Origin of the sequence: Stenotrophomonas sp. SORGH_AS_0282, from assembly GCF_030818125.1 — a bacterium.
Lineage (GTDB): Bacteria > Pseudomonadota > Gammaproteobacteria > Xanthomonadales > Xanthomonadaceae > Stenotrophomonas > Stenotrophomonas rhizophila_A.
The window spans coordinates 2,421,623-2,446,290 of the sequence record NZ_JAUTAB010000001.1; the positions used below are offsets into that span (position 1 = coordinate 2,421,623).

Consider the following 24,668-nt stretch of genomic DNA (forward strand, 5'->3'; position numbering starts at 1 on the left):
AGTGGCTTAGTTGGCCGACTTCAGGGTGCCGGTCGGCAGCACGTTGCCCACGGCGCCCTTCTGCACGCGGATGTTCACGTTGTCGGACACTTCGATGGTGACGAAGTTGTCGCCGATGGCCTTGACGGTGCCGGCAATGCCGCCGTTGGTCAGCACTTCGTCGCCGATCTTGATCTTCTCCAGCATCGCCTTGTGTTCCTTCTGGCGCTTCATCTGCGGGCGGATCATCAGGAAGTACATGATCGCGATCAGGATGATCGGGAACAGCAGCGTGGTCAGGCCCATGCCCTGCGGCTGGCCACCAGCGGCTTGGGCGTGGGCGGCGGGAATCAGGAAGGCGATCAGGTTCATGGTGTGTCCTTGGGTTGGGAGGCGCCCTACCCTTTATGGGGTCGGGTGTCGCCGCGAAACAGGGGTCAGCCGCGAAGTATGCCACGGCCCCGGGAGTTCGTCCTTGGGCCGTTTGGCAGGGTCCGCGCGCCGGATCGGGGCCGGGCCGGCCGCTTACAGCGGCGGCGTGGCCATGCCCCGGGCCGCATAGAAGGACTTGCGGAAGGCCTCGAAGGTTCCCGCCGCGATGGCCGCGCGCATGTCGGCCATCAGCTTCTCGTAGTAGTACAGGTTATGGAGGGTGCCCAGCATCGGCGCCAGCATTTCGTTGCAGCGGTCCAGGTGGCGCAGGTACGAGCGGGTGTAGCCGCTGGTGCAGGCGTGGCAGCCGCAGCCCGGCTCGATGGTGTCCATGTCGCGCTCATAACGGGCGTTGCGGATGCGCACGGTGCCGAACGAGGTGAAATAGTGGCCGTTGCGTGCGTTGCGGGTCGGCATCACGCAATCGAACATGTCCACGCCGCGGGCGACGCCTTCGACCAGGTCTTCCGGCCGGCCCACACCCATCAGGTAACGCGGGCGGTCGGCGGGCAGGATCGGGTGCATGTGGTCGAGCATCGCGTTGCGCTCGTGCTCGGGCTCGCCCACGGCCAAGCCACCGATGGCGTAGCCGTCGAAGCCGATCTGCTGCAGGCCTTCGGCCGAGCGGCTGCGCAGGTCGTGGTGGACCCCGCCCTGGACGATGCCGAACAGCGCCGCGTCATTGCCCAGTTCGTCGTGCGCGTTGCGGCTGCGCTGGGCCCAGCGCAGGCTCAGCTCCATCGAGGTGCGCGCCACCGGCTCGGTGGCCGGGTACGGCGTGCACTCGTCGAAGATCATCACGATGTCCGAATCGAGCACCTTCTGGATCTTCATGCTCTCTTCCGGGCCCAGGAACACCCGGGCACCGTCGGTCGGCGAGGCGAAGGTGACGCCCTGTTCGGTGATCTTGCGGCGGTGCGCCAGCGAAAACACCTGGAAACCGCCCGAATCGGTCAGGATCGGCCCGTTCCAGCGCGCGAACCCGTGCAGCCCGCCGTGGTCGGCGATCACGTCCAGGCCCGGGCGCAGGTACAGATGGAAGGTGTTGCCCAGGATGATCTCGGCGCCCAGGGCGCGGATCTGCTCCGGCAGGATGCCCTTGACCGTCCCATAGGTACCCACCGGCATGAAGGCCGGGGTTTCCACCGTCCCGCGCGGGAAGGTCAGGCGGCCACGGCGGGCGCGCCCGTCGGTGGTCTGGAGCTGGAACTGGAGTCGGGACATGGAGCGGGCATTCGGGCAAATAATTGCCGATTATCGCCGAAAACCGCCGCCGACGCGCTCAATCCGCCTGCGGGAACAACAACATGGCGTCGCCATAGCTGAAGAAGCGGTACTTTTCCTCGATCGCGGCGCGGTAGGCCTCGAACACCCGCGCCTGCCCGGCGAAGGCGGAAATCATCATCAGCAGCGTGCTTTCGGGCAGGTGGAAGTTGGTGACCATCGCGTCCACGCTGCGGATCCGGTAGCCCGGGGTGATGAAGATCTGGGTTTCGCCTGCGTATGGCAGCAGCTCGCCGTCGCGCATGGCGCTTTCCAGCGCGCGCACCACGGTGGTACCCACGCCGATCACCCGGCCACCGGCGGCGCGCGTGCGGCGTACCTGCTGGACCAGTTCGGGCCCCACGTTCAGCCACTCGCGGTGCATCACGTGGTCCTTGAGGTCGTCGGCACGGACCGGCTGGAAGGTACCCGCGCCCACATGCAGGGTCACGTGGCCGAAGCCCACGCCCTGCGCGGCCAGCGCCGCCAGCAGGCCTTCGTCGAAGTGCAGGCCGGCCGTCGGCGCAGCCACCGCGCCCACTTCGCGCGCGAACACCGTCTGGTAGCGCTCGCGGTCGTCCAGCCCCGGCTCGCGCTGGATGTAGGGCGGCAATGGCAGCCTCCCCGCGTGGAGCAGCCACTGTTCCAGCGGCTCGGGCACGTGGAACCGCAGCACGTAGAACTCGCCATCGCGGCCCAGCACCTCGGCCTCGCCGCCGGCATCGAGCGCGATCCGGCTGCCGGGCTTCGGCGATTTGCTGGCGCCTACCTGGGCCCGGGCCTGCTGCCCGCCCAGCAGGCGTTCAATCAGGATTTCCACGCGACCGCCGCTGGCCTTCTGGCCGAACAGGCGGGCCGGGATCACCCGGGTATCGTTGAAGACCAGCAGGTCGCCGGCCTGCAGCAGCGACGGCAGGTCGCGCACCTGGCGGTGTTCGAACGCGGCCGGCGCCTGCGGCACCACCATCAGGCGGCTGGCCGAGCGCTCGGCGAGCGGGGCCTGGGCGATCAGTTCAGCGGGAAGGTCGTAATGGAAGTCGGACTTCTTCAAGGGAGCGCACGGCAACGTGTAGACAATGTCGGGCATTGTACGACTGGCCCCCGGTGGCAACGCGAGAAGCACTGAACGTCGCGCAAAATGCTGCTTTGCAACAGTTTTTTGCGGGGTTATCGCGCGAAAAACCGCGTGATAGCATCGAACCGGAAGTCTGATGCATGAGCCGCATTGCCCCAGGCGCGCGCCCCCGGTCGCGCGTTTTGCATTTGCGCCATGCCGCCAATCGTTTCAGGAGATCTGCAATGAGCTTCATCGAACGCCTCGCCCCCCTTCGCGCCCAGCCCGGCACCCGCCTCACCGCCGGCCTGGATGACGCCACCCTTGAACGCCTGGCTGCCGGCCACCCGCAGCTGGTGGCAGCCGTTGACGCCGCAGCCGCCGAATTCGAGCGCGTCCGCGCCGACCTGGACGAAGTGCTGGCGCTGGATGAGCGTGCCCAGATCGATGCGATGCAGGACGGCTTCGTCAATTTCTACGCCGATGACGCCGTGACCCCGTACGTCGCCCTTGCCGCCCGTGGCGCCTGGGTGGTGACCCTCAAGGGTGCGGTGCTGTACGACGCCGGCGGCTACGGCATGCTCGGCTTCGGGCACACTCCGGAGGCGGTGCTGGAGGCGATGGCCGCCCCGCAGGTCATGGCCAACGTGATGACGCCGAGCCTGTCGCAGCAGCGCTTCATCAAGGCGCTGCGCGCCGAGATCGGGCACCGCCGTGGCGGCTGCCCGTATGCGCGGTTCATGTGCCTGAACTCCGGCTCCGAAGCCGTCGGCCTGGCGGCACGCATCGCCGACGTCAACGCCAAGCTGCAGACCGACCCGGGTGCGCGCCACGCCGGCGCGAAGATCAAGCGGGTGGTGGTCAAGGGCAGCTTCCACGGCCGTACCGACCGCCCCGGCCTGTACTCCGATTCCAGCCGCAGGACCTACCTGCAGCACCTGGCCAGCTACCGCGGCGAGGACACGGTGATCGCGATCGCGCCGTACGACGAGGAGGCCCTGAAGCGGGTCTTCGCCGAGGCCGAGCAGAACCACTGGTTCATCGAAGCGATCTTCCTGGAACCGGTGATGGGCGAAGGCGACCCGGGCCGTGCGGTGCCGCCGTCGTTCTATGCGCTGGCGCGTGAACTGACCCGCCAGCACGGCAGCCTGCTGCTGCTGGATTCGATCCAGGCCGGCCTGCGCGCGCACGGCGTGCTGTCGATCGTGGATTACCCCGGCTTCGAGGGCCTGGACGTGCCGGACATGGAGACCTATTCCAAGGCCCTGAACGCCGCGCAGTTCCCGCTGTCGGTGCTGGCGGTGACCGAGCATGCCGCGCAGCTGTACCGCAAGGGCATCTATGGCAACACGATGACCAGCAACCCGCGTGCGCTGGACGTGGCCTGCGCGACGCTGTCGTTGCTGACCCCGCAGGTGCGCGACAACATCCGCCAGCGCGGCGAAGAGGCCGTGCGCAAGCTGGAGCAGCTCAAGGCCGAGCTGGGCGGGCTGATCACCAAGGTGCAGGGCACGGGCCTGCTGTTCTCCTGCGAGCTGGCCCCGCAGTTCAAGTGCTACGGCACCCATTCCACCGAGGAATGGCTGCGCAACCATGGCATCAACGTGATCCATGGCGGCGAGAACTCGCTGCGCTTCACCCCGCATTTCGGGATGGACAGCGACGAACTGGACCTGCTTGTAAACCTGGTCGGCCGCGCCCTGAAAGAGGGCCCGCGCCGGGAACAATCGCAGGCCGCCTGACGGCCGTGCGAGAATGGGAGGTTTCCAGCGGAAACCTCCCCATGAAATCCATCTGCGTCTACTGCGGCTCCAACGCCGGCAGCAAGCCCATCTACACCGAACGCGCCATCGCACTGGGCGACCGCATCGCCCGCGATGGCCTGCGCCTGGTCTACGGCGGCGGCAACGTCGGCCTGATGGGCACCGTCGCCAATGCGGTGCTGGCCGGCGGCGGCGAAGTCACCGGGGTGATCCCGCAGCAGCTGGCGGACTGGGAAGTGGCCCACCGCGGCCTGACCGAACTGGAAATCGTCGGCTCCATGCATGAGCGCAAGTCGCGCATGTTCGAACTGTCCGACGCGTTCGTGGCCCTGCCCGGCGGCTTCGGCACCATGGAAGAAATCTTCGAGATGCTCACCTGGCGCCAGCTCGGCATCGGCAACAAGCCGTGCGCCTTCCTCGACGTGGATGGCTTCTACGCGCCCTTGATCGGCATGATCGACCGCATGGTCGAAGAACGCTTCCTGCACCCGGACCAGCGCGCGGACCTGTGGTACGGCTCGGACATCGACGCCATGCTGGACTGGATGCGCGCCTATGAGCCGGCGCAGGCCTCGAAGTGGATCGACGAGAAGCGCCGTACCGCGCTGATCAACCCGTAACGAACGTGTCCATCGGCGCGGGGCGACCCAGCAGGTAGCCCTGGCCGTAGTCACAGCCCAGCTGCAGCAGGGTCTGCCGCTGGGCCATGTTCTCGATGCCCTCGCCCACTGTTTCGATGCCCAGCGTGCGCGCCAGTGACAGCACGCCCTGCACCAGCGCGTAGGTGCTCTGCAGGTCCTGCCCATGCAGGCCGGCGATGAAGCTCTGGTCGATCTTGAGCGTGGAGATCGGGAAGCGGTGCAGGTAGGACAGCGCCGAGAAGCCGGTGCCGAAATCATCCAGCTGCACCAGCACGCCGCGTTCGCGCAGCGTCTGCAGGATCCGCAGGGTACGCGGACCGTCGTCCAGCAGCGCCACCTCGGTGATTTCCAGCCGCAACCGGCGCGGGTCGGCACCCGCCGCTTCGATCAGCCCGAACAGGCGTGAGCTGAAATCGGCCGAACGGAAATGCCGCGGCGACACGTTCACCGACAGGTAGCCCTCGCCCCCGCGTGCGAGCTGGCCAATCACGTCTTCGTAGAGCAGCCAGTCGACCTGCTCGATCAGCCCGCTTTCCTCGCCCAGGTCCAGGAACGCGCTGGGCAGCAGCAGCCCGCGGCGTTCGTGGCGCCAGCGCAACAGTGCTTCATAGCCCACCACCTGGCCATCGGCCAGGCGCACGATCGGCTGGTAATACGGCAGGAAATCGCGGTTGTTGATCGCCCGGCGCAGGTCCGCTTCCAGGTCCAGGCTGCGCAGCGCCTCTTCCCGCATGGCTTCGTCGAACACCGCGAAGCGGTCCTTGCCCTGGGCCTTGGCCCGGTACATCGCCGCGTCGGCGTCGCGCACCATTTCCTCGCCGTTGCGGTAGCGTGGGCTCCACATCGCAATGCCCAGGCTGCCGGAGGGGAACAGCTCGCGGCCCTGCACCCACATCGATTCTTCCAGCGCCATCAGCATCCGCTGCGAGAACTCGCGCGCCGAGGCCAGCCCCTGCTCGCATTCGAGCAGGATCGCGAATTCGTCGCCGCCCAGCCGCGCGACCACGTCATCGCTTCCCACCATCGAGACGATGCGCTTGGCCACTTCCACCAGCATCTGGTCGCCGGCGGCGTGGCCGATGCTGTCGTTGACCAGCTTGAAGCGGTCCAGGTCCAGGAACAGCACGGCAAAGCGCAAGCCGTCACGCGAACGTGCGCGGGCAATGGCATCTTCCAGCCGGTCCAGCAGGTGCGCACGGTTCGGCAACCCGGTCAGCGCGTCATGCAGCGCCTGGTGGGTGAGCCGCTGTTCGGCGCGCAGGCGCTCGCCGATCTGGCCCAGCAGCTTGCCGTTGACGTCGGCCAGCTCGCGGGTGCGCTCCTCCACCCGTTTCTCCAGCTCGGCATGCGCGTTGCGCAGGCGCTCCTGGTCGCGCTGGCGGGCCAGCCCGTTGCCGATGTTCTGGGCCACGAAGGTGAGCAGGCGCTGGTCGTGGGCGGTGAAGCTGATCTCCGGCGAATAGCTCTGCACCACGATCACGCCGACCACGTCGTCATCGCTCAGCAGCGGCACCCCCAGCCAGCAGTGCGAACGTGCACCGAACTCGTTCACCGTGCCCGACGCGCGCAGTGCATCGATGTGCTCGCGCGAGGCCAGCAGCGGCTGCCGGTTGCGCACGATGTATTCGGTAAGGCCCTTGCTGAAGGGTCGTGGCGCACGCGCCGGGTTGTACTCGTCCACCGAGTAGACGAACTCCAGGCCTTCGCCGGATTCATCGACCAGGGCGATGTAGAAATTGCGCGCATCGAGCAGCGTGCCCACCACCCCATGCACCTGCACGTAGAACTGGGCCAGGCTTTCAGCGCTCATCGCCATCTCGGCGATGTTGAACAGGGCCAGCTGCAGCTTCTCGGCGCGGCGGCGTTCGATCACCTCGTCCTGCAGGCTGTGGTTGGCCCGCTGCAGTTCCAGCGTGCGTCGCTCCACCTGGCGCTCCAGCTGCACCTGCGCCTGGCGCCGGTCCATCGCGGTGAGGATGTGCTGGGCCACGTAGCCCAGCAGCGTGCGGTCGGCTTCGTTGTAGCGCACCCGGTGTTCGTAGCTCTGCACCACGATCGCACCGCACACGCGACCCTCGCGCAGCATCGGCACGCCGAGCCAGTCCAGGCTCTCCGGCCCGCGGCTGGGGTCGTATTCGTCGCTCATCGCCGCCAGCAGTTCATTGGACGGCCCGCTCAGCGGCTGCCCATGGCGCAGCAGCGCGAAGGTCAGGCTGCGCGGCATTTCGTGTTCTTCGTAGCTGCGATCGGGATCGGCCACGAAGCTGTCGCGCTGGTCGGCGAAATACAGGAAGCGGATCCGGCGGCGTACATCGTCGTACTCGACGATGTAGCAGTTCTGCGCGTACATCAGGGTATTGAGCACGCGATGGAAGTGCCGCAGCATCTCGGCCATTTCCAGATCGGCACCGGCCAGGTCGGCGATCTCGTACAGCGCCTGCTGCAACCGCTTTGACGTTTCCAGTGAACGGATCTGCTCACGTTGCCGTGCCAGCGCCAGGGCGTCCTGCAGGCCGGTGCGGGCCGCCGCCCACCAGGCGCCATGGGGCGCGGCGCCGTCGGGCAGCGCCACGCGGATGGCGAGCTCGCCGCCCTGGTGCTGCCAGCGGTACAGCGCAGCCGTGTCCGGCGCTGGCGGCGTGCCCAGCAGCGCTTCCAGCAGCGCGTGCTCCGGTTGGGCCGACGGCGGGTGGCTGATGCAGCCCTCGCCCAGCGCGGCGTCGGACCAGCCCAAGGTGAGCTGCGCCCCCTCGGGCAGCAACGCGCACAGCGTCCGCGCAAGCGCGGTGGACACCACCGCGCCACGGTCCGGATGCCCCGAGGTCGTCACTACCTGGCTGGACAACATGTTCATCTCTTCTGGCACCGGAGAACCGGCACCTCCCCTGTACCCCGAGCATAACGCGCTCCCCGGGGGGCAATGGAAGCCCTTGACCCCATTGCCTGCCCTGGGCCGTTGTTCGCTGTGTCTTCCGGCCGGGTCCACCCTTGTGATTTCCGCTGCAGCCCCCGCTCCGCGCCGCTATGCGCAGGCCCATTCAGCGCTTACTCTGTGCGCCGTGGATGCCGCCGCCCTGCCAACCGATGAATCGCTGATGCTGGCCTGGGCCGGCGGCGACCTGCCTGCGTTCGAGGCCTTGTACGCCCGCCACCGCAACCGCCTGTACAGCTTCCTGCTGCGCCAACTGCGCGATGCGGCGCTGGCCGACGAAATGTTCCAGGACGTGTGGCAGCGGGTGATCGCGGCGCGTGCCGGCTGGCAGCCCGAAGCGGCCTTCACCACCTGGCTGTTCCGCATTGCCCATAATCGGCTCAATGATCATTGGCGGGCGTCACGCCATCGCCCCACGGCGCCCGGCGATGCCGAGGAGCGTGTGGCGCGGATGAGCGACACCCGCACCCCGGAGAGCCAGCTCTCTGATTTCGAACAGCGGCGCCGGCTGCAGCTGGCCATGGAGCAGCTGCCCGATGACCAGCGAACGGTGCTGCAGCTGCGGCTGGAGCAGGAACTGAGCCTGGAGGAGATCGCGCAGATCACCGGTGTCGGCCGTGAAACGGTCAAATCGCGGCTGCGCTACGCGATGGACAAGCTGCGCGCGGAGTTGAGCCCATGAACCGCCCTGATCCACTGACGCCGGAAGAACGCGAGCTGGCCCGCCTGCTCGGTCGCCCTGCGCCGGCGGCGCCGCCTGCGGCCGTGGACGAGGCGGTGCTGGCCGCCGCCCGCGCGGCAGTGCGCCCCGCCGCCGCCGCGGATGCCCCCGCGGCCGCCGCCCCGATGCGCAGCGCGACCCGCCCGCGCTCGCGCCTGCCTGCGGTGTTCGGCCTGGCGGCATCGTTGGTGTTCGCGGTGGGCATCGCCTGGCAGCTCAAACCCGAGGCGCCGCCGCCCGCTGCCCCGGTACCCGCGGCTGCGCAAGCCGCTGCGGATGCGCCTGCCCGTGCCCCGGCAGCTGCCGGTGCAGACGCCGCTGCCGCAGCCACGGCTGAAGCCGCCGCGCCGGTGAGTGCCGAGCCGGCACCGCCCGCTGCCGCGGCGAAACCACGGGCCGCGCGCGCCGCGCCAGCGCCGAACGCCGTGCCAGCGCCCTTGCCGCCGCCTCCGCCCGCACCGCCGGTTGCGCTTCGGGCCGAGGCGCCCGCACCGCCGGCTCCCATGGCGGCGCCGATGGCAGCGCCCAGTCCGCCCGATGCCAGCGTGCAGGCCGATCAAGCCTCCGCACTCGACCGCGTGGTGGTGACCAGCAGCCGCGTCGACGAATCACGTGAACGTGCGCAGGCCAAGGGCGCCCCGGGTGTCATGCGGCGCGCTGCACCGACCCCCGCTGCGGCGCCGGGCTACAGCCCGCTGTCGGCCAGCGCGATCACCGTGGCGGTGGATGCCGACGCAGCGTTGCCCCGCCGGCAGTGGATCAAGCGCATCCGCGAGCGCCGCGACGACCGCGACCTGGATACCGCGCGGGCCAGCCTGGAGCGTTACCTGCAGCAGTATCCGGAAGCGCGTATTCCCGAGGATCTGCGCGAGCTGCTCGACCCCCACTAGAATGGCGGGGATGCCCGATACACTCGCCACCGCCGTCAACCACAGCCTGGAAATCAAACACAGCCGTTTCGTCGCGCATGCCGCGCCGATCGGCTCTGCCGAAGACGGACTGGCGTTCCTGCAGCAGGTCGCGGTGCCCGATGCCACGCACAACTGCTGGGCCTACCGGCACGGCAACGAGTACCGTTCCAGCGACGACGGGGAACCGGCCGGCACCGCCGGCCGCCCGATCCTGGCGGCGATCGACGGCCAGGGCTTTGATCGCGTCATGGTGGTGGTGATCCGCTGGTACGGCGGCATCAAGCTGGGCGCGGGCGGGCTGGTGCGGGCCTATGGCGGCACTGCCGCCGAGTGCCTGCGCACCGCGCCACGGCTGCCGCTGGTGGCGCTGGCCGAGTTGACCGTGCAGGCCGCGTTCGAGGACCTGGGCGCGCTGCATGCCGCCCTGGCAGCGCACCTGGCCGAAAAACTGGACGAAACGTTCACCGCCTCGGGCGTGGAACTGCACGTCCGCCTTCCCGCCGATCAGGCCGACCCGTTGAAAACCCGCCTGCGCGACGCCACTCGTGATCGTATCCGCGTGCAACCGCGCACCGAACCAGGCCTTGTCCATGACTGAACCCTCTTCCGCGCCGGAACCGGCGCTGCGCCGGCTTGGCAGCCTGGGCACGCTGTGGCCGTTCGTGCGCCGGCACGGTGGGCTGTTCTCGGCTTGGCTGGTGGCGCTTGCCGTCTCTTCCACCGCCACGCTGAGCCTGCCCCCGGCGGTGAAGCTGATGATCGACCACGGGTTCAGCGGCAACGGGCAGATCAACCGCGCGTTCGCCCTGCTGTTGCTGGTGGCGGTGGTGCTGGGGCTGGCCACGGCCGCGCGCTTCTTCTTCGTTTCGCTGCTGGGCGAGAAGGTGGTGGCCGACCTGCGCAGCCGCCTGTATGCGCACCTGATCTCACTGGGCGCCGGCTTCCACGACCGCAGCCGCAGCGGCGAGCTGGTCTCGCGGCTGACCGCCGACAGCGAGCTGCTGCGCAGCGTGATTGGTTCCACCATGTCGGTCGCGCTGCGCAGCAGCGTCACCGTGGTCGGCAGCCTGGTGATGCTGTTCGTGACCAGCCCGCGCCTGGCCGCATGGTCGCTGGTCGGCATTCCGCTGGCGGTGCTGCCGATCGTCATCGGGGCGCGGCGCGTGCGCGGCATTTCGCGCGCCAGCCAGGACCGCATCGCCGATGCCAACAGCCTGGCCGCCGAAACGCTGGGCGCGGTGCGCACGGTGCAGGCGCACGCGCGCGAACCGTATGAACGCAACCGTTTCAACGAAGCACTGGCCGAATCGATCCGCGCCGCGCGGCGCCGCATCGGCGCGCAGTCGCTGGTGACGGCCACCGCCATCGTGCTGGTGTTCGGTGCCATCGTGGGCGTGCTGTGGCTGGGTGCGCATGACGTCAACGATGGCCGGATGACGGCCGGCACCCTGGGCCAGTTCGTGTTGTACGCGCTGATCGGCGGCGGCTCGGTCGGTGCGCTGGCCGAAGTATGGAATGAACTGCAGCGCGCGTCCGGCGGCATGGGCCGCATCGCCGAGCTGCTACACGAAGACATCGAAATCACCGCACCGACCGACCCGCTGCCGCTGCCCACCCCGCTGCGTGGTGAGATCCGCTTCCAGGACGTGGTCTTCCACTACCCGCAGCGCCCTGACACCGCGGCACTGGCCCATTTCGACCTGCATGTGCGCCCGGGCGAAACCGTGGCGCTGGTCGGGCCCTCCGGCGCCGGCAAGAGCACGGTGCTGTCGATGCTGCTGCGCTTCCATGATCCTGCCGCCGGCAGCGTGCTGGTGGATGGCGTGGACGTGCGCCAGGTCGATCCGGCGCAGCTGCGCGCACAGATGGCGCTGGTGCCGCAGCAGCCCACGCTGTTTGCCAGCAGCGCGCTGGAGAACATCCGCTACGGCCGGCTGGAAGCCAGCAACGAGGAAGTGCAGCGTGCCGCGGAAGCCGCCGAAGCCGATGAGTTCCTGCAGGCGCTGCCCGATGGCTACCTGAGCGAGCTGGGCGAGCGCGGTGCGCGCCTGTCAGGTGGCCAGCAGCAACGCATCGCGATCGCGCGTGCGCTGCTCAAGGACGCGCCGATCCTGCTGCTGGACGAGGCCACCAGCGCGCTGGACGCGCAAAGCGAGCGTGCGGTGCAGCAGGCGCTGGAGCGCCTGATGGCGGGGCGCACCACGCTGGTGATCGCACACCGGCTGGCCACGGTGCTCAAGGCCGACCGCATCGTGGTGATGGACCATGGGCGGATCGTCGCGCAGGGCACCCACGCCGAGCTGCTGGCCGAAGGTGGACTGTACGCTGAACTGGCCAAGCTGCAGTTCATCGATTGATGACGCACCGATAACGCGGCAGGTTGCATGGTGGCAGCGCCCCATGAACCTGCTGCAGGAGGTGTTTGATGTCGTTCCGTCAGTTTCCCGCGACCGATGCCAATGGCGAAGACCATGTGGTCATCGAATTCAAGGACGAGGCCGGCGATACCGCTGCCGACCCGCACGTCCGTTACGAATTGGCCGATGGCCGTCACCTGGTGCGCGAGGGCCGGGTGTTCCGGACCAGCGGTGGCGAGCTCACCCTGACCACCTGACTGGTCAATTATTCGCCACCCATCTTGACAGCGTTGCCCCACGGGGGCTGCGCAACGGTTATCCACATGCTTGTCCGCATTTCATCCACACCCCCTGTGGATGAATGCGACAGGCTGTCAGCGCGGCAGTACCCGCCCGATGCTGGTGGCGTCGATTTCCACCGCCGCCCGCTGCAGCGCATCCAGGTCACTGCCGGCCACGAACCCCATCCGGAAATGCACTTCTCCGCCTGGCGTGCGCGACGAATGGATCGACGCCAGACTGACCCCATGCCGCTCGAACACATGCAGCAGCTCGCGCAATGAGCCGGGGCGATCCTCCGGCAGGTGCACGCTGATCGCGTTGCGCTCGGTCAGGTCGGCCAGCAGGTACCCCACGCGTTCGAAGGTGTAATTGCCCGCCTCCAGCAGAGCCTTGCCCTGGTGCTCACGGTTGTCCTGCAGCAGCTGCTCACGGAACGCGGCGCGCGCGGCATCATCGCCCTGCGCCACTTGCCCGCGCAGAGCGTGCAACTGGCCCAGCAGGCGGTCCAGCATTGGCGCAACGTGCGGGTTGCCGAACTGGATGTCTTCGTAGATGGCGGGATTGAGCGAGAGGATGCGCGCGATGATCGCAGTATCCAGTTCGAATGAAGCCGACCGGTACGGCATCAGTTCCGACAGCGGCCCCAGCAGCGGCGCGTATTCGCGCAGCACGCCCGCCTGGGCCAGATGGGTGGCATGCACCATGGCCTGCACCAGCGCCATCACCTGGTCGTGGTGTTCGGGCGTGGCGCGCACGCATTCGGCTTCCAGCGCCGCGCACAGCCCGCTTACCCACGGCTGCCATTGCGACAAGCGCGCTTTGCACACCACCATCACCCTGCCTTTCAGCGTGGGTGCCTTGGGCGGTGCGGTCATCGGGTGCAGCCCGACCACCTCGGCCCGCGAGGCCAGCATCGCAGCCACCGGCTCGCTCTTCACCGAGGTCACATCCAGCCACAACCGGCCGGCTTCGCGGCCGGCCGAACGCCTCACGTAATCGGCAATCAAGGCGGGCGTGTGCCGGATCGGCGCGGAGAACACCAGCACGTCCGCGCGCTCCAGCAGTGTTTCGGGATCGTCCGACTGCGGATCTGCCGGATCATGCCCGATCACCTCAAGCCCCAGGCGCTGCTCGAGGAACGTGCGCAGCCAGCGCCCATACGCGCCGGCGCTGCCGACGATGCCGACAACCGGGCGCAGGCTCACGCCAGCCGCTCGGCGCGGAAGCGGTGCGGCTGCGCCAGCGCGGCCGGTGCGGCGGCCAGCACGTCGAATTCCTCGTGGTCGTTGGCCAGGGTGGCCTCCAGCGCGGCGTGCACGCCCGAGATCGACCGCGACAGCGCCTGCTCGAAACGCTCACCGCGAAGCAGGAACGCCACCAGCAGCGACATCAGCACGTCGCCGGTGCCGGCCACGTCCACCGGCAGGTGCGGCGAGGACCAGCGCCAGATCGCATCGCGGCTGACCGCCAGCGTCACCAGCTCGCCCGGGTCGCCGCCGACGCTGTGCGCCAGCACCCATTCCGGCCCGCGTGCCAGCAGCGCCTGCGCGGCGGCAATCGCATCGGCCTCGGCCAGGCTGGGCATGCCGGTCAGCCGGCCCAGCTCGAACGCGTTCGGGGTGACCAGCCAGGCATGCGGCAGCAGGCGCTCGGCGAAGATGGTTTCCAGGCCCGGCTCCACGTAAGGACCGGTGTGGGTATCGCCGATCACCGGGTCCAGGCAGTAGCGCAGCTGGGGCGACGACGGCAGCACCGTGTCCAGCCAGTCGGCGAACGCCGCGCCATTGCCGACGCTGCCGAAGTAGCCCGACACCAGCATCTTCGCGCGTGCCGGCAGGCCGCGCTCGCTGGCGCCCAACAGCAGGTCGGCGAACCAGTCGGCCGGCAGCACGCGGCCGCGCGTGGTCGGATAGAACGGCGCATTGCTCAGCAGCGTGGTCGGCACTTCGGCCACGCGCACGCCCAGCGCACGCAGCGGCGGCACCGCCGCGCTGTTGCCGGCGTGGCCATAGACCAGCTGCGACTGGACCGAGATGACGTCGACCGGCGACGGACCGTCCGGGCGCTGGCGGCGCCCATGGACCAGATGGCTTTCGAGGGTATCGTTCATGGCCCATTTTAGAGCGTACCGACCAACGGCCGGTACCTGCCCGCTGAATCGCAGGCACGAAAACGCCGGGACGTGCCCGGCGTTTTCGTTACCGATGGAACCAACCGCTTACGAGGTCATGCGATCCCAGAAGCCCTTCACACCATCGATGAAGGTCGCCGACTTCGGCGAATGCTTGCGCGCTTCTTCGCCGGTGAAGGTGGTTTCGAACTGTTCCAGCAGCTTGCGCTGCTCGGCGGTCAGGTTGACCGGGGTTTCCACCACCACGCGGCAGTACAGGTCGCCTTCGCTGCGGCTGCGCACCGAACGCACGCCTTTGCCGCGCAGGCGGAACAGCTTGCCGGTCTGGGTTTCGGCCGGGATGCGGATTTCCGCATAGCCGCCCAGGGTGGCCACGCGCACGGTGTCGCCCAGCGCGGCCTGCGAGATGCGGATCGGCACTTCGCAGTGCAGGTCATCACCGTCGCGCTGGAAGATGGCGTGCTCGCGCACCCGCACTTCCACGTACAGGTCGCCCGGCGGCGTGCCGGCCGGACCGGCCTCACCCTCGCCCGCCAGGCGGATGCGGTCGCCGGTATCGACGCCCGCGGGCACCTTGACCGACAACACCTTGTCTTCCTCTACCCGGCCATTGCCGTGGCAGGTCTTGCAGGGGTTCTGGATGATCTGGCCGCGGCCGTTGCAGTTGTGGCAGGCCTGCTGCATGGCGAAGATGCCACGCTGGATGCGCACCTGGCCCTGCCCGCGGCACACGCTGCAGGTTTCCACCTTGCCGTCGTCCGAACCGCTGCCGTGGCAGTCGTCGCACTCGGCCAGGGTCGGAATCTCGATGCGGCGCTCGATGCCACGCACCGCTTCTTCCAGGTCCAGCTCCATCACGTAGCCGATGTCGGCGCCGCGACGGGCCTGGCGCGGACCGCCGCCGGCACCGCCAAAGATGTTGCCGAAGATGTCGCCGAAGATGTCGCCCATGTCCGGGCCACCGGGGCCGCCGCCACCGCCCATGCCGTGCTCGAAGGCCGCGTGGCCGTGTGCATCGTACATGCGACGCTTGTTGGCATCGGACAGGGTTTCGTAGGCTTCCTTGCACTCCTTGAAGGCCGCTTCGGCGGCGCTGTCGCCGGGGTTGCGGTCAGGGTGGTGCTTCATCGCGCAACGGCGATAGGCCTTCTTCAGTTCTTCTTCGGTCGCCGTGCGGGTAACACCCAGCACTTCGTAGTAATCGCGCTTGCTCATGGTGTGAATCAGTATCCGGAAGTCGGGATTCGTCAAAGCGGAAGAGCGGAACCAGGTCCGCTCTTTCGTCGGGCGCCCCGGCACACCGGGGTACGGCGGTCAGGACCCAGTGGAATGACAACGGGACGTTGCCTGCGCAACGTCCCGCGTCGTGTCCGGATCAGGACTTCTTGTCGTCCTTGACTTCGGTGAACTCGGCGTCGACCACATCGTCGTGCGCGCCGCCATTGTTGCCGGCGCCGGCATCGGCACCCGGTGCGGCACCGCCATGCTCGGCCGCGGCCGACGCAGCGAACAGCGACTGGCCGGCTTCTTCCAGCACCTTCGACTTGGCTTCGATCTGGGCCTTGTCGTCACCCTTCATCGCGGTTTCCAGGTCGGCCAGGGCCGATTCGACCTTGCCGATGACATCGCCACCGACCTTGCTGCCGTGTTCGTTGATCGCGGTACGGGTACCGTGGATCAGCGCGTCGGCCTGGTTGCGGGCCTGGACCAGCTCGTGGAACTTCTTGTCTTCTTCGCGGTTGGCTTCCGCGTCGGCGACCATGCGCGCGATCTCGTCCTCGGACAGACCCGAACCGGCCTTGATCTCGACCTTCTGTTCCTTGTTGGTCTTCTTGTCCTTGGCCGACACGTGCAGGATGCCGTTGGCGTCGATATCGAAGGACACTTCCACCTGCGGCAGGCCGCGCGGGGCCGGCTCGATGCCGGAGAGGTCGAACTTGGCCAGCGACTTGTTGTAGCGGGCCTGTTCGCGCTCACCCTGCAGCACGTGCACGGTCACGGCCGACTGGTTGTCCTCGGCGGTGGAGAACACCTGCGAGGCCTTGGTCGGGATGGTGGTGTTCTTTTCGATGATCTTGGTGAACACACCGCCCATGGTTTCGATTCCCAGCGACAGCGGGGTCACGTCCAGCAGCAGCACGTCCTTGACGTCGCCGCCAAGCACGCCGCCCTGGATCGCCGCACCCAGTGCCACGGCTTCGTCCGGGTTGACGTCCTTGCGCGGTTCCTTGCCGAAGAACTCGGTCACGGCCTGCTGCACCTTCGGCATGCGGGTCTGGCCGCCGACCAGGATCACTTCGCTGATGTCGCTCGAACGCAGGCCGGCATCGTTCAGGGCGATGCGGCACGGCTCGATCGACTTCTTGATCAGGTCTTCCACCAGCGCTTCCAGCTTGGCGCGGGTCAGCTTGATGTTCAGGTGCTTCGGACCGGAGGCATCGGCGGTGACGTACGGCAGGTTCACTTCGGTCTGCTGGCTGGTCGACAGCTCGATCTTGGCGCGCTCGGCAGCATCCTTCAGGCGCTGCAGGGCCAGCGGATCCTTGCGCAGGTCGATGCCCTGGTCCTTGTTGAACTCGTCCACCAGGTATTCGATGACGCGGTTGTCGAAGTCTTCGCCGCCCAGGAAGGTGTCGCCATTGGTGGCCAGCACTTCGAACTGCTTCTCACCGTCGACGTTGGCGATTTCGATGATCGACACGTCGAAGGTGCCGCCGCCCAGGTCGTACACCACGATCTTGCGGTCCTTGCCGTCACCCTTGTCCAGGCCATAGGCCAGGGCAGCAGCGGTCGGCTCGTTGATGATGCGCTTGACTTCCAGGCCCGCGATGCGGCCGGCGTCCTTGGTCGCCTGGCGCTGGCTGTCGTTGAAGTAGGCCGGCACGGTGATGACCGCTTCGGTCACGGTCTCGCCGAGGAAGGCTTCGGCGGTCTTCTTCATCTTCTCCAGCACGCGCGCGGAGATTTCCTGCGGCGCCATCTTCTTGGCATCGCTGGTCTGCACCCAGGCATCGCCGTTGTCGTGGGCCAGGATGCCGTAAGGCACGTGCGCGATGTCCTTCTGGACTTCAGCGTCGGTGAACTTGCGGCCGATCAGGCGCTTGACGGCGTAGAAGGTGTTCTTCGGGTTGGTGACGGCCTGGCGCTTGGCCGAGGCGCCGACCAGCACTTCGCCATCCTTGGTGTAGGCGACGATGGACGGCGTGGTGCGGTCGCCTTCCGCGTTTTCGATGACGCGGGCCTTGCCGCCGTCCATGATCGCCACACACGAGTTGGTGGTGCCGAGGTCGATACCAATGATCTTGCCCATGAGGGAGACTCCTGAAAATTTGGGGAACATCCGGCAGCTGCCGGGTTATGAATGGGATGTGTGGGACGCTGCTGACACTTTCAACCCATCCATCGAACGCTGTGTCCGATGGCGGCCAAACGCGTTCAGGTCAGTCCCGGGCGACCACGACCAGGGCCGGCCGCAGCAGGCGATCGTTGAGCAGGTAGCCCTTCTGGAACACCTGGACCACGCTGCCCGGCGCCGCGCCGGGGGCGTCGACCTGGCTGATGGCCTGGTGGTGTTCGGGGTTGAAGGTCTGGCCGGTGGGGTCCAGCAGGGTCAGGCCGTTGTCGGCGGCGACCTTGAGCAGCTGCTTGTAGGTCAGCTCCAGGCCTTCGCGCAGCGGGCTGGGTTCGGCGCCGGCGGCATTGAGCCCGGCGTCCAGGCTGTCGAACACCGGCAGCAGCTCGCCCAGCAGCTTTTCGTTGGCGAAGCGGCGCGCCTGTTCAACGTCGCGGGCCACGCGCTTGCGCTGGTTGTCCAGGTCGGCGCGCTCACGCAGCGACTCGGACCGGAGCAGCGCCACTTCGTTGTGCAGGGCGTCGAGCTGCTGCTGCAGGGTATCGCCCGTAGCGGCGTCGCCGGCCGGGGTCTGGGATGCGATATCAGGCTGATCTTGGTTCATTTCCGGATCCTTGGCGGTGACTCTCCGCCTCCACCCACCCCAATGTGGGCGGCCGGACCCGATTCAAGAGCTGGGGGCGTGTTTAGGTGCGATCCCGGGACAATCCGCCTCCGGCCGGGGCATCCAGGGCCGCACCGAGCACCTGGGCGGTGGCCTCCACCAGCGGAATCATGCGGTCGTAGGCCATCCGTTTGGGCCCGATCACCCCCAGCACGCCAAGCACCTGGCCGCCGGCCGAGTACGGGGCGGTCACCAGCGAGACGTTCTCCAGCGGCATCACCCCCGTTTCCTCGCCGATGAAGATGCGCACGCCCGGGGCCTGGATGGTGCGCTCAAGCAGCTGCAGGATCTCGCGTTTGCTGGCGAACAGGTCGAACAGCTCGCGCAGGCGGTCCAGGTCGGACAGGTCCTGCACCCCCATCAGCCGGGTCTGCCCGGCCAGTACCATGTCGTCGGCCGGCGGCGCCATTGCCTGTTCGGCCAGCTCCACGCTGTGGGCCAGCAGCTGCTCCATTTCCGTGCGCGCCTGGCGCAGCTCCACCAGCAGGGTGGCGCGGATCTCGGCCAGCGGGCGGCCGGCGCAATGGGCATTGAGGTAGTTGGCCACCTTCTCCAGCTCGGCCGGCTCCCAGCTGCGCTTGGGCTCGATCACCCGGTTCTGCACCTCGTTGTCGGCGAATACGAGGATGGCCAGCACCCGGCGCGCATCCAACGCCACGAAATCAATGTGGCGGAACGCGAACTGTTCGCGCCGCGGCGCGCCGACCACGCCGACGAAATGGCTCATCGCCGAAAGCAGCTCCGAGGCACTGCCGAGCAGCGCCTGGGTGCCCGCCCCGGTGGACAGCTCGCTGCGCAGGCGGCTCAGCTCGCTTTCGCCGGGCGGCTGCATCTTGACCAGGCTGTCGACGAATACCCGGTAGCCGTGCGCGGTGGGCACCCGCCCGGCCGAGACGTGCGCCGAGCTGAGCAGGCCCAAGTCTTCCAGGTCACCCAGGATGTTGCGGATGGTGGCCGGGCTGACGTCCAACCCGGCCAGCCGCGCCAGCGTCTGCGAGCCGACCGGCTCGCCGTCCTGGATGTGGCGCGCGATCAGCGTCCGCAGCAGATGGCGGGAGCGCGGCGCTAGATGGGGCGCGGAAGGGTGCATGGAATCAACCTGTGAGACGCGACGTTGGATAATGGCAGGAACACTGCCTGCCCCACCCATGCTAGCGTTGCGCGGCTCAAGAACCCAATACCATGCTCAGACATCTATCGATCAAGGATTTTGCCGTTGTCCGCGCCACCGAACTGGAATTCGGCGCAGGCATGACCGTGGTTTCCGGCGAGACGGGCGCAGGCAAGTCGCTGATGGTCGACGCGCTGGGCTTCCTGTCCGGGCTGCGCGCCGACAGCGGCGTGGTCCGCCACGGCGCGGCGCGCGCCGAGCTGTCGGCCGAGTTCGCGCCGGGCGAACACGCCCCGGCCCGGCAATGGCTGCGCGACAACGAGCTGGATGACGAGGAGCAGTGCCAGTTGCGCCGGATCATCCGTGCCGACGGCGGCTCGCGCGCCTGGATCAACGGCCGCCCGGTGACCTTGTCCCAGCTCACCGAGCTGGCCGGCATGCTGGTGGAAATCCACGGCCAGCACGAACAGCAGGCGCTGCTGGCACGGCCCTCGCAGCTGGCGCTGCTGGACGCCTACGCCCGCAACGAGGCCGAGCGCGTCCAGGTGCGCCAGGCCGCTGGCCGTTGGCAGGCCCTGGTCGACGAAGCCGAGTCGCTGTCGCGACAGGGCGATGTCAGCGACCGCATCGGCTTCCTGGAACACCAGCTGGGCGAACTGCAGCGCGAAGACCTGGAGCCGGCCTCGATCGCGGCGCTGGGCAGCAGCCACCGCCGCCAGGCCCACGCCGGGGCGCTGGTCAGCGCCTGCGACGTGGCCGCCGCCCGGCTCAATGGCGACGATGAGGTGTCGGTGCTGCAACTGCTGCAGCAGACCCGGCATGACCTGGCCCGCGTGGCCGAACACGACACCCGCCTGGGCGAGGTGGACGCGCTGCTGGACAGCGCGGTCATCCAGCTGCACGAAGCGCTGGCCCTGCTCGACCGGGTCCACGACGACCTCGATGCCGATCCGGAGCAGTTCGAGGACATCGAACGCCGCCTCGGCCGCCTGCACGACCTGGCGCGCAAGCACCGCGTGCCGATGGAAGGCCTGGCTGAACACCGCGATGCGATGGAAGCCGAAGTCGAGCAGCTGCGCGGTGCCGATACCCGCCTGCAGGCGCTGGCCGGCGAGATCGACCGCGCGGCCGCGCAATGGCAGGCCGTGGCGGCCACGCTCAGTGCCAGCCGCGCCACCGCGGCCAAGGCGCTGTCGGAGACCACCACCACGCTGATCGGCGAGCTGGGCATGGGCGGGGGCCAGTTCCTGATCGAGATCGAACCGCACGCGGCCGCCAGGCCGGACCCGAACGGCGCCGAGCGCGTTGAATTCCTGGTGGCCGCCAACGCCGGCCAGCCGCCGCGCGCCCTGCGCAAGGTGGCCTCGGGCGGCGAACTCTCACGCATCTCGCTGGCCATTGAAGTGGCGGCACTGGGCCTGGATGCGGTGCCGACCATGGTGTTCGACGAAGTCGATTCCGGCATCGGCGGCGCGGTGGCCGATATTGTCGGCCAGAAGCTGCGCGCGCTCGGCGAGAAACGGCAGGTGTTGTGCGTCACCCACCTGCCGCAGGTCGCCTCCAAGGGCCACGCCCATTACCGGGTCAGCAAGGCACCGGTGGAAGGCATGACCCAGAGCGCGGTGGAGAAGCTGGATGCCAAGGCCCGCGAGGAAGAGCTGGCACGCATGCTTGGCGGCGTCGAAGTCAGCAAGGAAGCCCGCGCGGCCGCGCGGAAACTCCTGCAGGAGACCTGACGGCGTACCCACCAACGGTGGGTACCTGCCGACGGCCTGACCGGGTTACGCCAACGGCCTGGCCAGGTCCACCTGTTCCACCAGGAAATCCAGGAACGCCCGCACCCGCAGGGGCAGGTAACCGCCCTGCCCCACGAACACCGCGTGCACATCTTCCAGGTCGCCCGGGTTGGCCTGTTCCAGTACCGGCAGCAGCCGCCCGGCGGCGACGTCGTGCTGCACCTGGAACGCGGCCAGCCGCGCAATGCCGGCGCCGCCCAGCACCAGCCGCCGCAACGCCTCGCCATCGCTGGCACGTGCATTGCCGCCGGTCGGCACCGTCTGCACCTGCCCCTGTTCACGCACCGGCCAGCCGGTCTGCGCACGTGCATGACCGATATCCAGCCGGTTGTGTGCCAACAGCGCCGCCGCATCGCCGGGCAGTCCATGCCTGGCTGCGTATGCCGGCGCCGCCACGATCATCATCCGGGTACTGCCCAGCCGCCGCGCAACCAGGCTGGAGCTCTTCAACGGGCCGGCGCGTACCGCCACATCGGTACGCTGCTCCAGCAGGTCGATCACCTCATCGGTCAGCATCAGGTCCACCCCCACCTGCGGGTGCCGGTCCAGGAAGGCCGGCAGCAGCGGCAGCAGGAAATGGTGGGCGAACGGCACGTTGCTGTTCACCCGCAGCCGCCCGCGCGGTTCGGCATGCGCGCTCGCGCAGCGCTCGGCCTCGTCCAGGTCGGCCAGCACGCGCAGGCCACGCTCATAGAACGCGCAGCCTTCCGGGGTCAGCTGCAGCTGGCGGGTGGAACGCTGCAGCAGGCGCGTGCCCAGCCGTTGTTCCAGCCGCGCTACCAGCTTGCTGACCGCGGAAGGACTCATGTCCAGCGCGCGGGCCGCCGCCGAGAAACTGCCGGCTTCGATCACCCGCACGAAGATCTCCAGCTGGCCGGAGCGATTGATGTCGGGCGTGGGCATTGGATGAATTCAGTTCACAGATGATTGTCCATGGCCAGTCTATTTCACAGATGGTCCGCCGCGCACCATGGCCTCCTCTTCCACGGGATGGCCCGCATGAACCGCTTGATCCGCTTTGCCACCGGCACGCTGCTCACCATTTCAGCCGCGACGTCCGCCGCCGCGTCTGGCGCCCCCGCGCCGCCGCACTGGGTTGCGAGCTGGCAGGCCAGCCCGCAGCCGGTGTGGGGCGCCGACTTCCTGTTTCCGACCGGTATCCCGCAGCTGCTGGACAACCAGACCTTCCGCCAGACCGCGCGGATCAGCCTGGGCGGGCCACGGCTGCGCGTGCGCTTGAGCAATGCCTACGGCACCACGCCCCTGCGGATCGGCGCAGCCAGCGTGGCCGGCAGCGCCGGGGCAGCGCCGGTCGCGCTGTCCTTTGATGGACACCCGGGCACGGACATCCCGCCCGGCCAGGACCGTCTGAGCGACCCGCTTGCCCTGCCCATTGCCGCCCAGCAGGCCGTGCAGGTCGACGTGTACGTTGCCGGTCCCACGCCACTGCAGACCTTCCACTGGGATGGGCGCCAGACCAGTGCGATCGCCCCGGGCGACCAGACCGGCCGCGTTGCGCTGCGCGGCAGCACCCCCACCACCGCGCGGCTGTTCCTGACCGGGATCGAGGTGGAGGCGCCGGCCGCGGCGCGCACCGTGGTGGTGATCGGCGATTCGATCACCGACGGCGCCACCGCCAGTCTCGACCGCGACCAGCGCTGGACCGACCACCTGGCTGCCCGGCTGGCGCCGCAGGGCATGGCAGTGGTCAACGCCGGCATTTCCGGCGGGCGGCTGCTGCGTGACGGGATGGGCGACTCGGCGCTGGCCCGGTTCCAGCGCGACGCGCTGGGCGTGCCCGGCGTGGCCAGCGTCGTGGTGCTGGTCGGCATCAATGACATCAGCTGGCCCGGCACCGCCTTCGCCCGCGACCAGCCGCGACCGTCGCTGGCTGAACTCCAGGCCGGCTACCGCCAGCTGGTCGAGCGCGCGCATGCCCACGGCGTGCGGATCATCGGCGCCACCCTGACCCCGTTTGCCGGAGCCCTGCCGGGCACCCCGCTGGACGACTATTACGCCGCGGACAAGGACGCCCTGCGCCAGCAGCTCAATACCTGGCTGCGCGAGGAGGCCCCGTTCGATGCCGTGATCGACCTGGACGCCGCCCTGCGCGATCCGGTCGACCCGGCCCGGCTGGCGCCCGCGTTCGACTCCGGCGACCACCTGCACCCGGGCGATGCCGGCAACCGGGCGATGGCCGAGGCGGTGGACCTGGCGGTGTTCGGGCAATAAAAAACCCGGGTGCGGCCCGGGTTCTTTTTACGGGTTCTTTTTTAAAGGTCTACCGACCAACGGTCGGTAGCTACCGTGACGGCTACGCCGTCACTTCCTTTTCTTGCGCACGTAGAGCACCAGCGAGTGCTCTTCCAGCTCGTAGCCGTGGTCGGCGGCGATCTTGCGCTGAAGTTCTTCGATCTCGTGGCTTTCGAACTCGATGATCTTGCCCGAGTCCACATCCACCATATGGTCGTGGTGGCCGCCCCGGTCCAGTTCGTAAACGGCCTGGCCGCCTTCGAAATTGTGCTTCAGCACCAGGCCGGCGGCCTCGAACTGGGTCAGCACGCGGTAAACCGTCGCCAAGCCGATCTCGTCACCGTGCTCCAGGAGCTGGCGGTAGATGTCTTCGGCCGTCATGTGGTGCTGGTGCTTCTGGGCGTCGCGCTGCTCAAGCAGGGCAAGGATCCGCATACGCGGATGGGTCACCTTCAGGCCAACTTTGCGCAGGTCGTGGGTTTCCATAAGTCTCCGTTCATTGGCGATTTAGCGCCAGCTGCCTCGGATTGGGTCGCGGCGACACGTTCGGAGTGTATCATCGACTGGATTTCCCAAAACGCCATTCCCCGATGCGCAATCTCCTGCTGGTCGCCGCCGTTGCCCTGTCCACCACGGGCTGCGGCATCATCTATAAGCAACCCATCTATCAGGGCAACCTGATCCGGGAGCAGGCCGTCGGTCAGCTGCAGGTGGGCCAGAGCAAGCAGCAGGTGAACGCGCTGCTCGGCACCCCCTCCATTGACGACCCCTTCCACGCCCAGCGCTGGGACTACACCGCCAGCCAGCGGCTCGACCGCCTCGGCCGCACCGAAGTGAAGAACTTCGTGGTGTTCTTCGAAGGCGACCAGGTCACCCGTTGGGAAGGCGACTACTTCCCCAACAACGATGCACAGCTGGCCCGGGACCAGGTGCGCCAGTTCGGCCGCAACCTGGCCAAGGACAAGAAGAAGCAGCGCAGCCGCTGATCCGGCGCACCGCCCGACAATTCATTGATCGGGCGGGTGG

The 24,668-nt window shown here is 68.3% G+C and carries 22 protein-coding genes; 10 read left to right on the forward strand and 12 right to left on the reverse strand.

Going from position 1 to position 24,668, the window contains the following annotated elements; genetic code table 11:
• Nucleotides 1-6: 6 nt before the first annotated feature.
• The 3 genes from yajC to queA all read right to left on the reverse strand — a co-directional run bounded on the left by yajC (nucleotide 7) and on the right by queA (nucleotide 2,725).
• On the reverse strand, nucleotides 7-351 hold the full coding sequence (gene yajC, locus QE395_RS10695) for a preprotein translocase subunit YajC (protein WP_068851197.1): 345 nt from the start codon (nucleotides 349-351) through the stop codon (nucleotides 7-9).
• A gap of 153 nt (nucleotides 352-504) precedes the next feature.
• Nucleotides 505-1,635 (reverse strand): tRNA guanosine(34) transglycosylase Tgt, encoded by a 1,131-nt coding sequence (tgt, locus tag QE395_RS10700; protein ID WP_306989005.1) that lies wholly within the window; start codon nucleotides 1,633-1,635, stop codon nucleotides 505-507.
• Nucleotides 1,636-1,693: 58 nt separating this feature from the next.
• Nucleotides 1,694-2,725 carry a tRNA preQ1(34) S-adenosylmethionine ribosyltransferase-isomerase QueA gene (gene queA, locus QE395_RS10705; RefSeq protein WP_099047392.1) on the reverse strand — a complete coding sequence of 344 codons (1,032 nt, stop codon included), beginning with the start codon at nucleotides 2,723-2,725 and terminating at the stop codon, nucleotides 1,694-1,696.
• A 248-nt stretch (nucleotides 2,726-2,973) separates the two neighbouring features.
• Here queA and QE395_RS10710 point away from each other — a divergent pair, with 248 nt between their 5' ends.
• Entirely contained in the window at nucleotides 2,974-4,470 is a 1,497-nt protein-coding gene (locus QE395_RS10710) for an aminotransferase class III-fold pyridoxal phosphate-dependent enzyme (protein WP_093534355.1), read from the forward strand.
• A gap of 41 nt (nucleotides 4,471-4,511) precedes the next feature.
• Nucleotides 4,512-5,111, forward strand: a complete 600-nt coding sequence (locus QE395_RS10715) for a TIGR00730 family Rossman fold protein (RefSeq protein WP_068851186.1) — start codon at nucleotides 4,512-4,514, stop codon at nucleotides 5,109-5,111.
• Here QE395_RS10715 and QE395_RS10720 read toward each other — a convergent pair.
• Nucleotides 5,101-7,986, reverse strand: coding sequence for an EAL domain-containing protein (locus tag QE395_RS10720; protein ID WP_095364202.1), 2,886 nt, complete (start codon nucleotides 7,984-7,986; stop codon nucleotides 5,101-5,103). The genes QE395_RS10715 and QE395_RS10720 overlap by 11 nt on opposite strands.
• 205 nt (nucleotides 7,987-8,191) lie before the next feature.
• Between QE395_RS10720 and QE395_RS10725 the strand changes: the two genes are divergently transcribed.
• From QE395_RS10725 to QE395_RS10745, 5 genes are all read left to right on the forward strand, one after another.
• On the forward strand, nucleotides 8,192-8,746 hold the full coding sequence (locus QE395_RS10725) for an RNA polymerase sigma factor (protein ID WP_068851180.1): 555 nt from the start codon (nucleotides 8,192-8,194) through the stop codon (nucleotides 8,744-8,746).
• A complete protein-coding gene (locus tag QE395_RS10730) occupies nucleotides 8,743-9,675 on the forward strand; it encodes a hypothetical protein (RefSeq protein ID WP_306989009.1) in 933 nt (310 codons plus the stop codon). The genes QE395_RS10725 and QE395_RS10730 overlap by 4 nt, the downstream gene beginning before the upstream one ends.
• Nucleotides 9,676-9,685: 10 nt before the next feature.
• Nucleotides 9,686-10,294 (forward strand): YigZ family protein, encoded by a 609-nt coding sequence (locus QE395_RS10735; protein WP_249834095.1) that lies wholly within the window; start codon nucleotides 9,686-9,688, stop codon nucleotides 10,292-10,294.
• Complete coding sequence (locus QE395_RS10740) at nucleotides 10,287-12,053, forward strand: ABC transporter transmembrane domain-containing protein (RefSeq protein WP_306989011.1); 1,767 nt, start codon at nucleotides 10,287-10,289, stop codon at nucleotides 12,051-12,053. The genes QE395_RS10735 and QE395_RS10740 overlap by 8 nt, the downstream gene beginning before the upstream one ends.
• A 68-nt stretch (nucleotides 12,054-12,121) precedes the next feature.
• Nucleotides 12,122-12,310 (forward strand): hypothetical protein, encoded by a 189-nt coding sequence (locus QE395_RS10745; RefSeq protein ID WP_095364199.1) that lies wholly within the window; start codon nucleotides 12,122-12,124, stop codon nucleotides 12,308-12,310.
• A gap of 117 nt (nucleotides 12,311-12,427) precedes the next feature.
• Here the strand turns inward: QE395_RS10745 and QE395_RS10750 are convergent, their stop codons facing one another.
• From QE395_RS10750 to hrcA, 6 genes are all read right to left on the reverse strand, one after another.
• Nucleotides 12,428-13,540, reverse strand: coding sequence for a prephenate dehydrogenase (locus tag QE395_RS10750; protein ID WP_306989014.1), 1,113 nt, complete (start codon nucleotides 13,538-13,540; stop codon nucleotides 12,428-12,430).
• The gene (gene pdxY, locus QE395_RS10755) at nucleotides 13,537-14,445 is read right to left on the reverse strand and encodes a pyridoxal kinase (protein WP_210132317.1); all 909 of its coding nucleotides are present in this window, start codon (nucleotides 14,443-14,445) and stop codon (nucleotides 13,537-13,539) included. The genes QE395_RS10750 and pdxY overlap by 4 nt, the downstream gene beginning before the upstream one ends.
• 108 nt (nucleotides 14,446-14,553) lie before the next feature.
• Complete coding sequence (gene dnaJ, locus QE395_RS10760; RefSeq protein ID WP_068851162.1) at nucleotides 14,554-15,681, reverse strand: molecular chaperone DnaJ; 1,128 nt, start codon at nucleotides 15,679-15,681, stop codon at nucleotides 14,554-14,556.
• A gap of 160 nt (nucleotides 15,682-15,841) precedes the next feature.
• On the reverse strand, nucleotides 15,842-17,776 hold the full coding sequence (gene dnaK, locus QE395_RS10765; protein ID WP_306989017.1) for a molecular chaperone DnaK: 1,935 nt from the start codon (nucleotides 17,774-17,776) through the stop codon (nucleotides 15,842-15,844).
• A 130-nt stretch (nucleotides 17,777-17,906) separates the two neighbouring features.
• Nucleotides 17,907-18,422 carry a nucleotide exchange factor GrpE gene (grpE, locus tag QE395_RS10770; RefSeq protein WP_068851157.1) on the reverse strand — a complete coding sequence of 172 codons (516 nt, stop codon included), beginning with the start codon at nucleotides 18,420-18,422 and terminating at the stop codon, nucleotides 17,907-17,909.
• 82 nt (nucleotides 18,423-18,504) lie between these two features.
• Nucleotides 18,505-19,572, reverse strand: coding sequence for a heat-inducible transcriptional repressor HrcA (hrcA, locus tag QE395_RS10775; RefSeq protein ID WP_306989020.1), 1,068 nt, complete (start codon nucleotides 19,570-19,572; stop codon nucleotides 18,505-18,507).
• Between the two features lie 92 nt (nucleotides 19,573-19,664).
• On the opposite strand from hrcA, the gene recN reads away from it, so the two are divergent.
• Nucleotides 19,665-21,329: a DNA repair protein RecN gene (gene recN, locus QE395_RS10780; RefSeq protein WP_306989022.1), complete on the forward strand. Its 1,665-nt coding sequence runs from the start codon at nucleotides 19,665-19,667 to the stop codon at nucleotides 21,327-21,329.
• Between the two features lie 45 nt (nucleotides 21,330-21,374).
• On the opposite strand, the gene QE395_RS10785 is transcribed toward recN, so the two are convergent.
• Nucleotides 21,375-22,292: a LysR family transcriptional regulator gene (locus QE395_RS10785; protein WP_306989024.1), complete on the reverse strand. Its 918-nt coding sequence runs from the start codon at nucleotides 22,290-22,292 to the stop codon at nucleotides 21,375-21,377.
• A 96-nt stretch (nucleotides 22,293-22,388) separates the two neighbouring features.
• Here QE395_RS10785 and QE395_RS10790 point away from each other — a divergent pair, with 96 nt between their 5' ends.
• Complete coding sequence (locus tag QE395_RS10790; protein WP_306989026.1) at nucleotides 22,389-23,621, forward strand: SGNH/GDSL hydrolase family protein; 1,233 nt, start codon at nucleotides 22,389-22,391, stop codon at nucleotides 23,619-23,621.
• 90 nt (nucleotides 23,622-23,711) lie between these two features.
• Here QE395_RS10790 and fur read toward each other — a convergent pair whose 3' ends face one another.
• Nucleotides 23,712-24,128: a ferric iron uptake transcriptional regulator gene (fur, locus tag QE395_RS10795; RefSeq protein ID WP_068851145.1), complete on the reverse strand. Its 417-nt coding sequence runs from the start codon at nucleotides 24,126-24,128 to the stop codon at nucleotides 23,712-23,714.
• Nucleotides 24,129-24,232: 104 nt separating this feature from the next.
• On the opposite strand from fur, the gene bamE reads away from it, so the two are divergent.
• Nucleotides 24,233-24,628: an outer membrane protein assembly factor BamE gene (gene bamE, locus QE395_RS10800; RefSeq protein WP_068851142.1), complete on the forward strand. Its 396-nt coding sequence runs from the start codon at nucleotides 24,233-24,235 to the stop codon at nucleotides 24,626-24,628.
• Nucleotides 24,629-24,668: the final 40 nt, after the last annotated feature.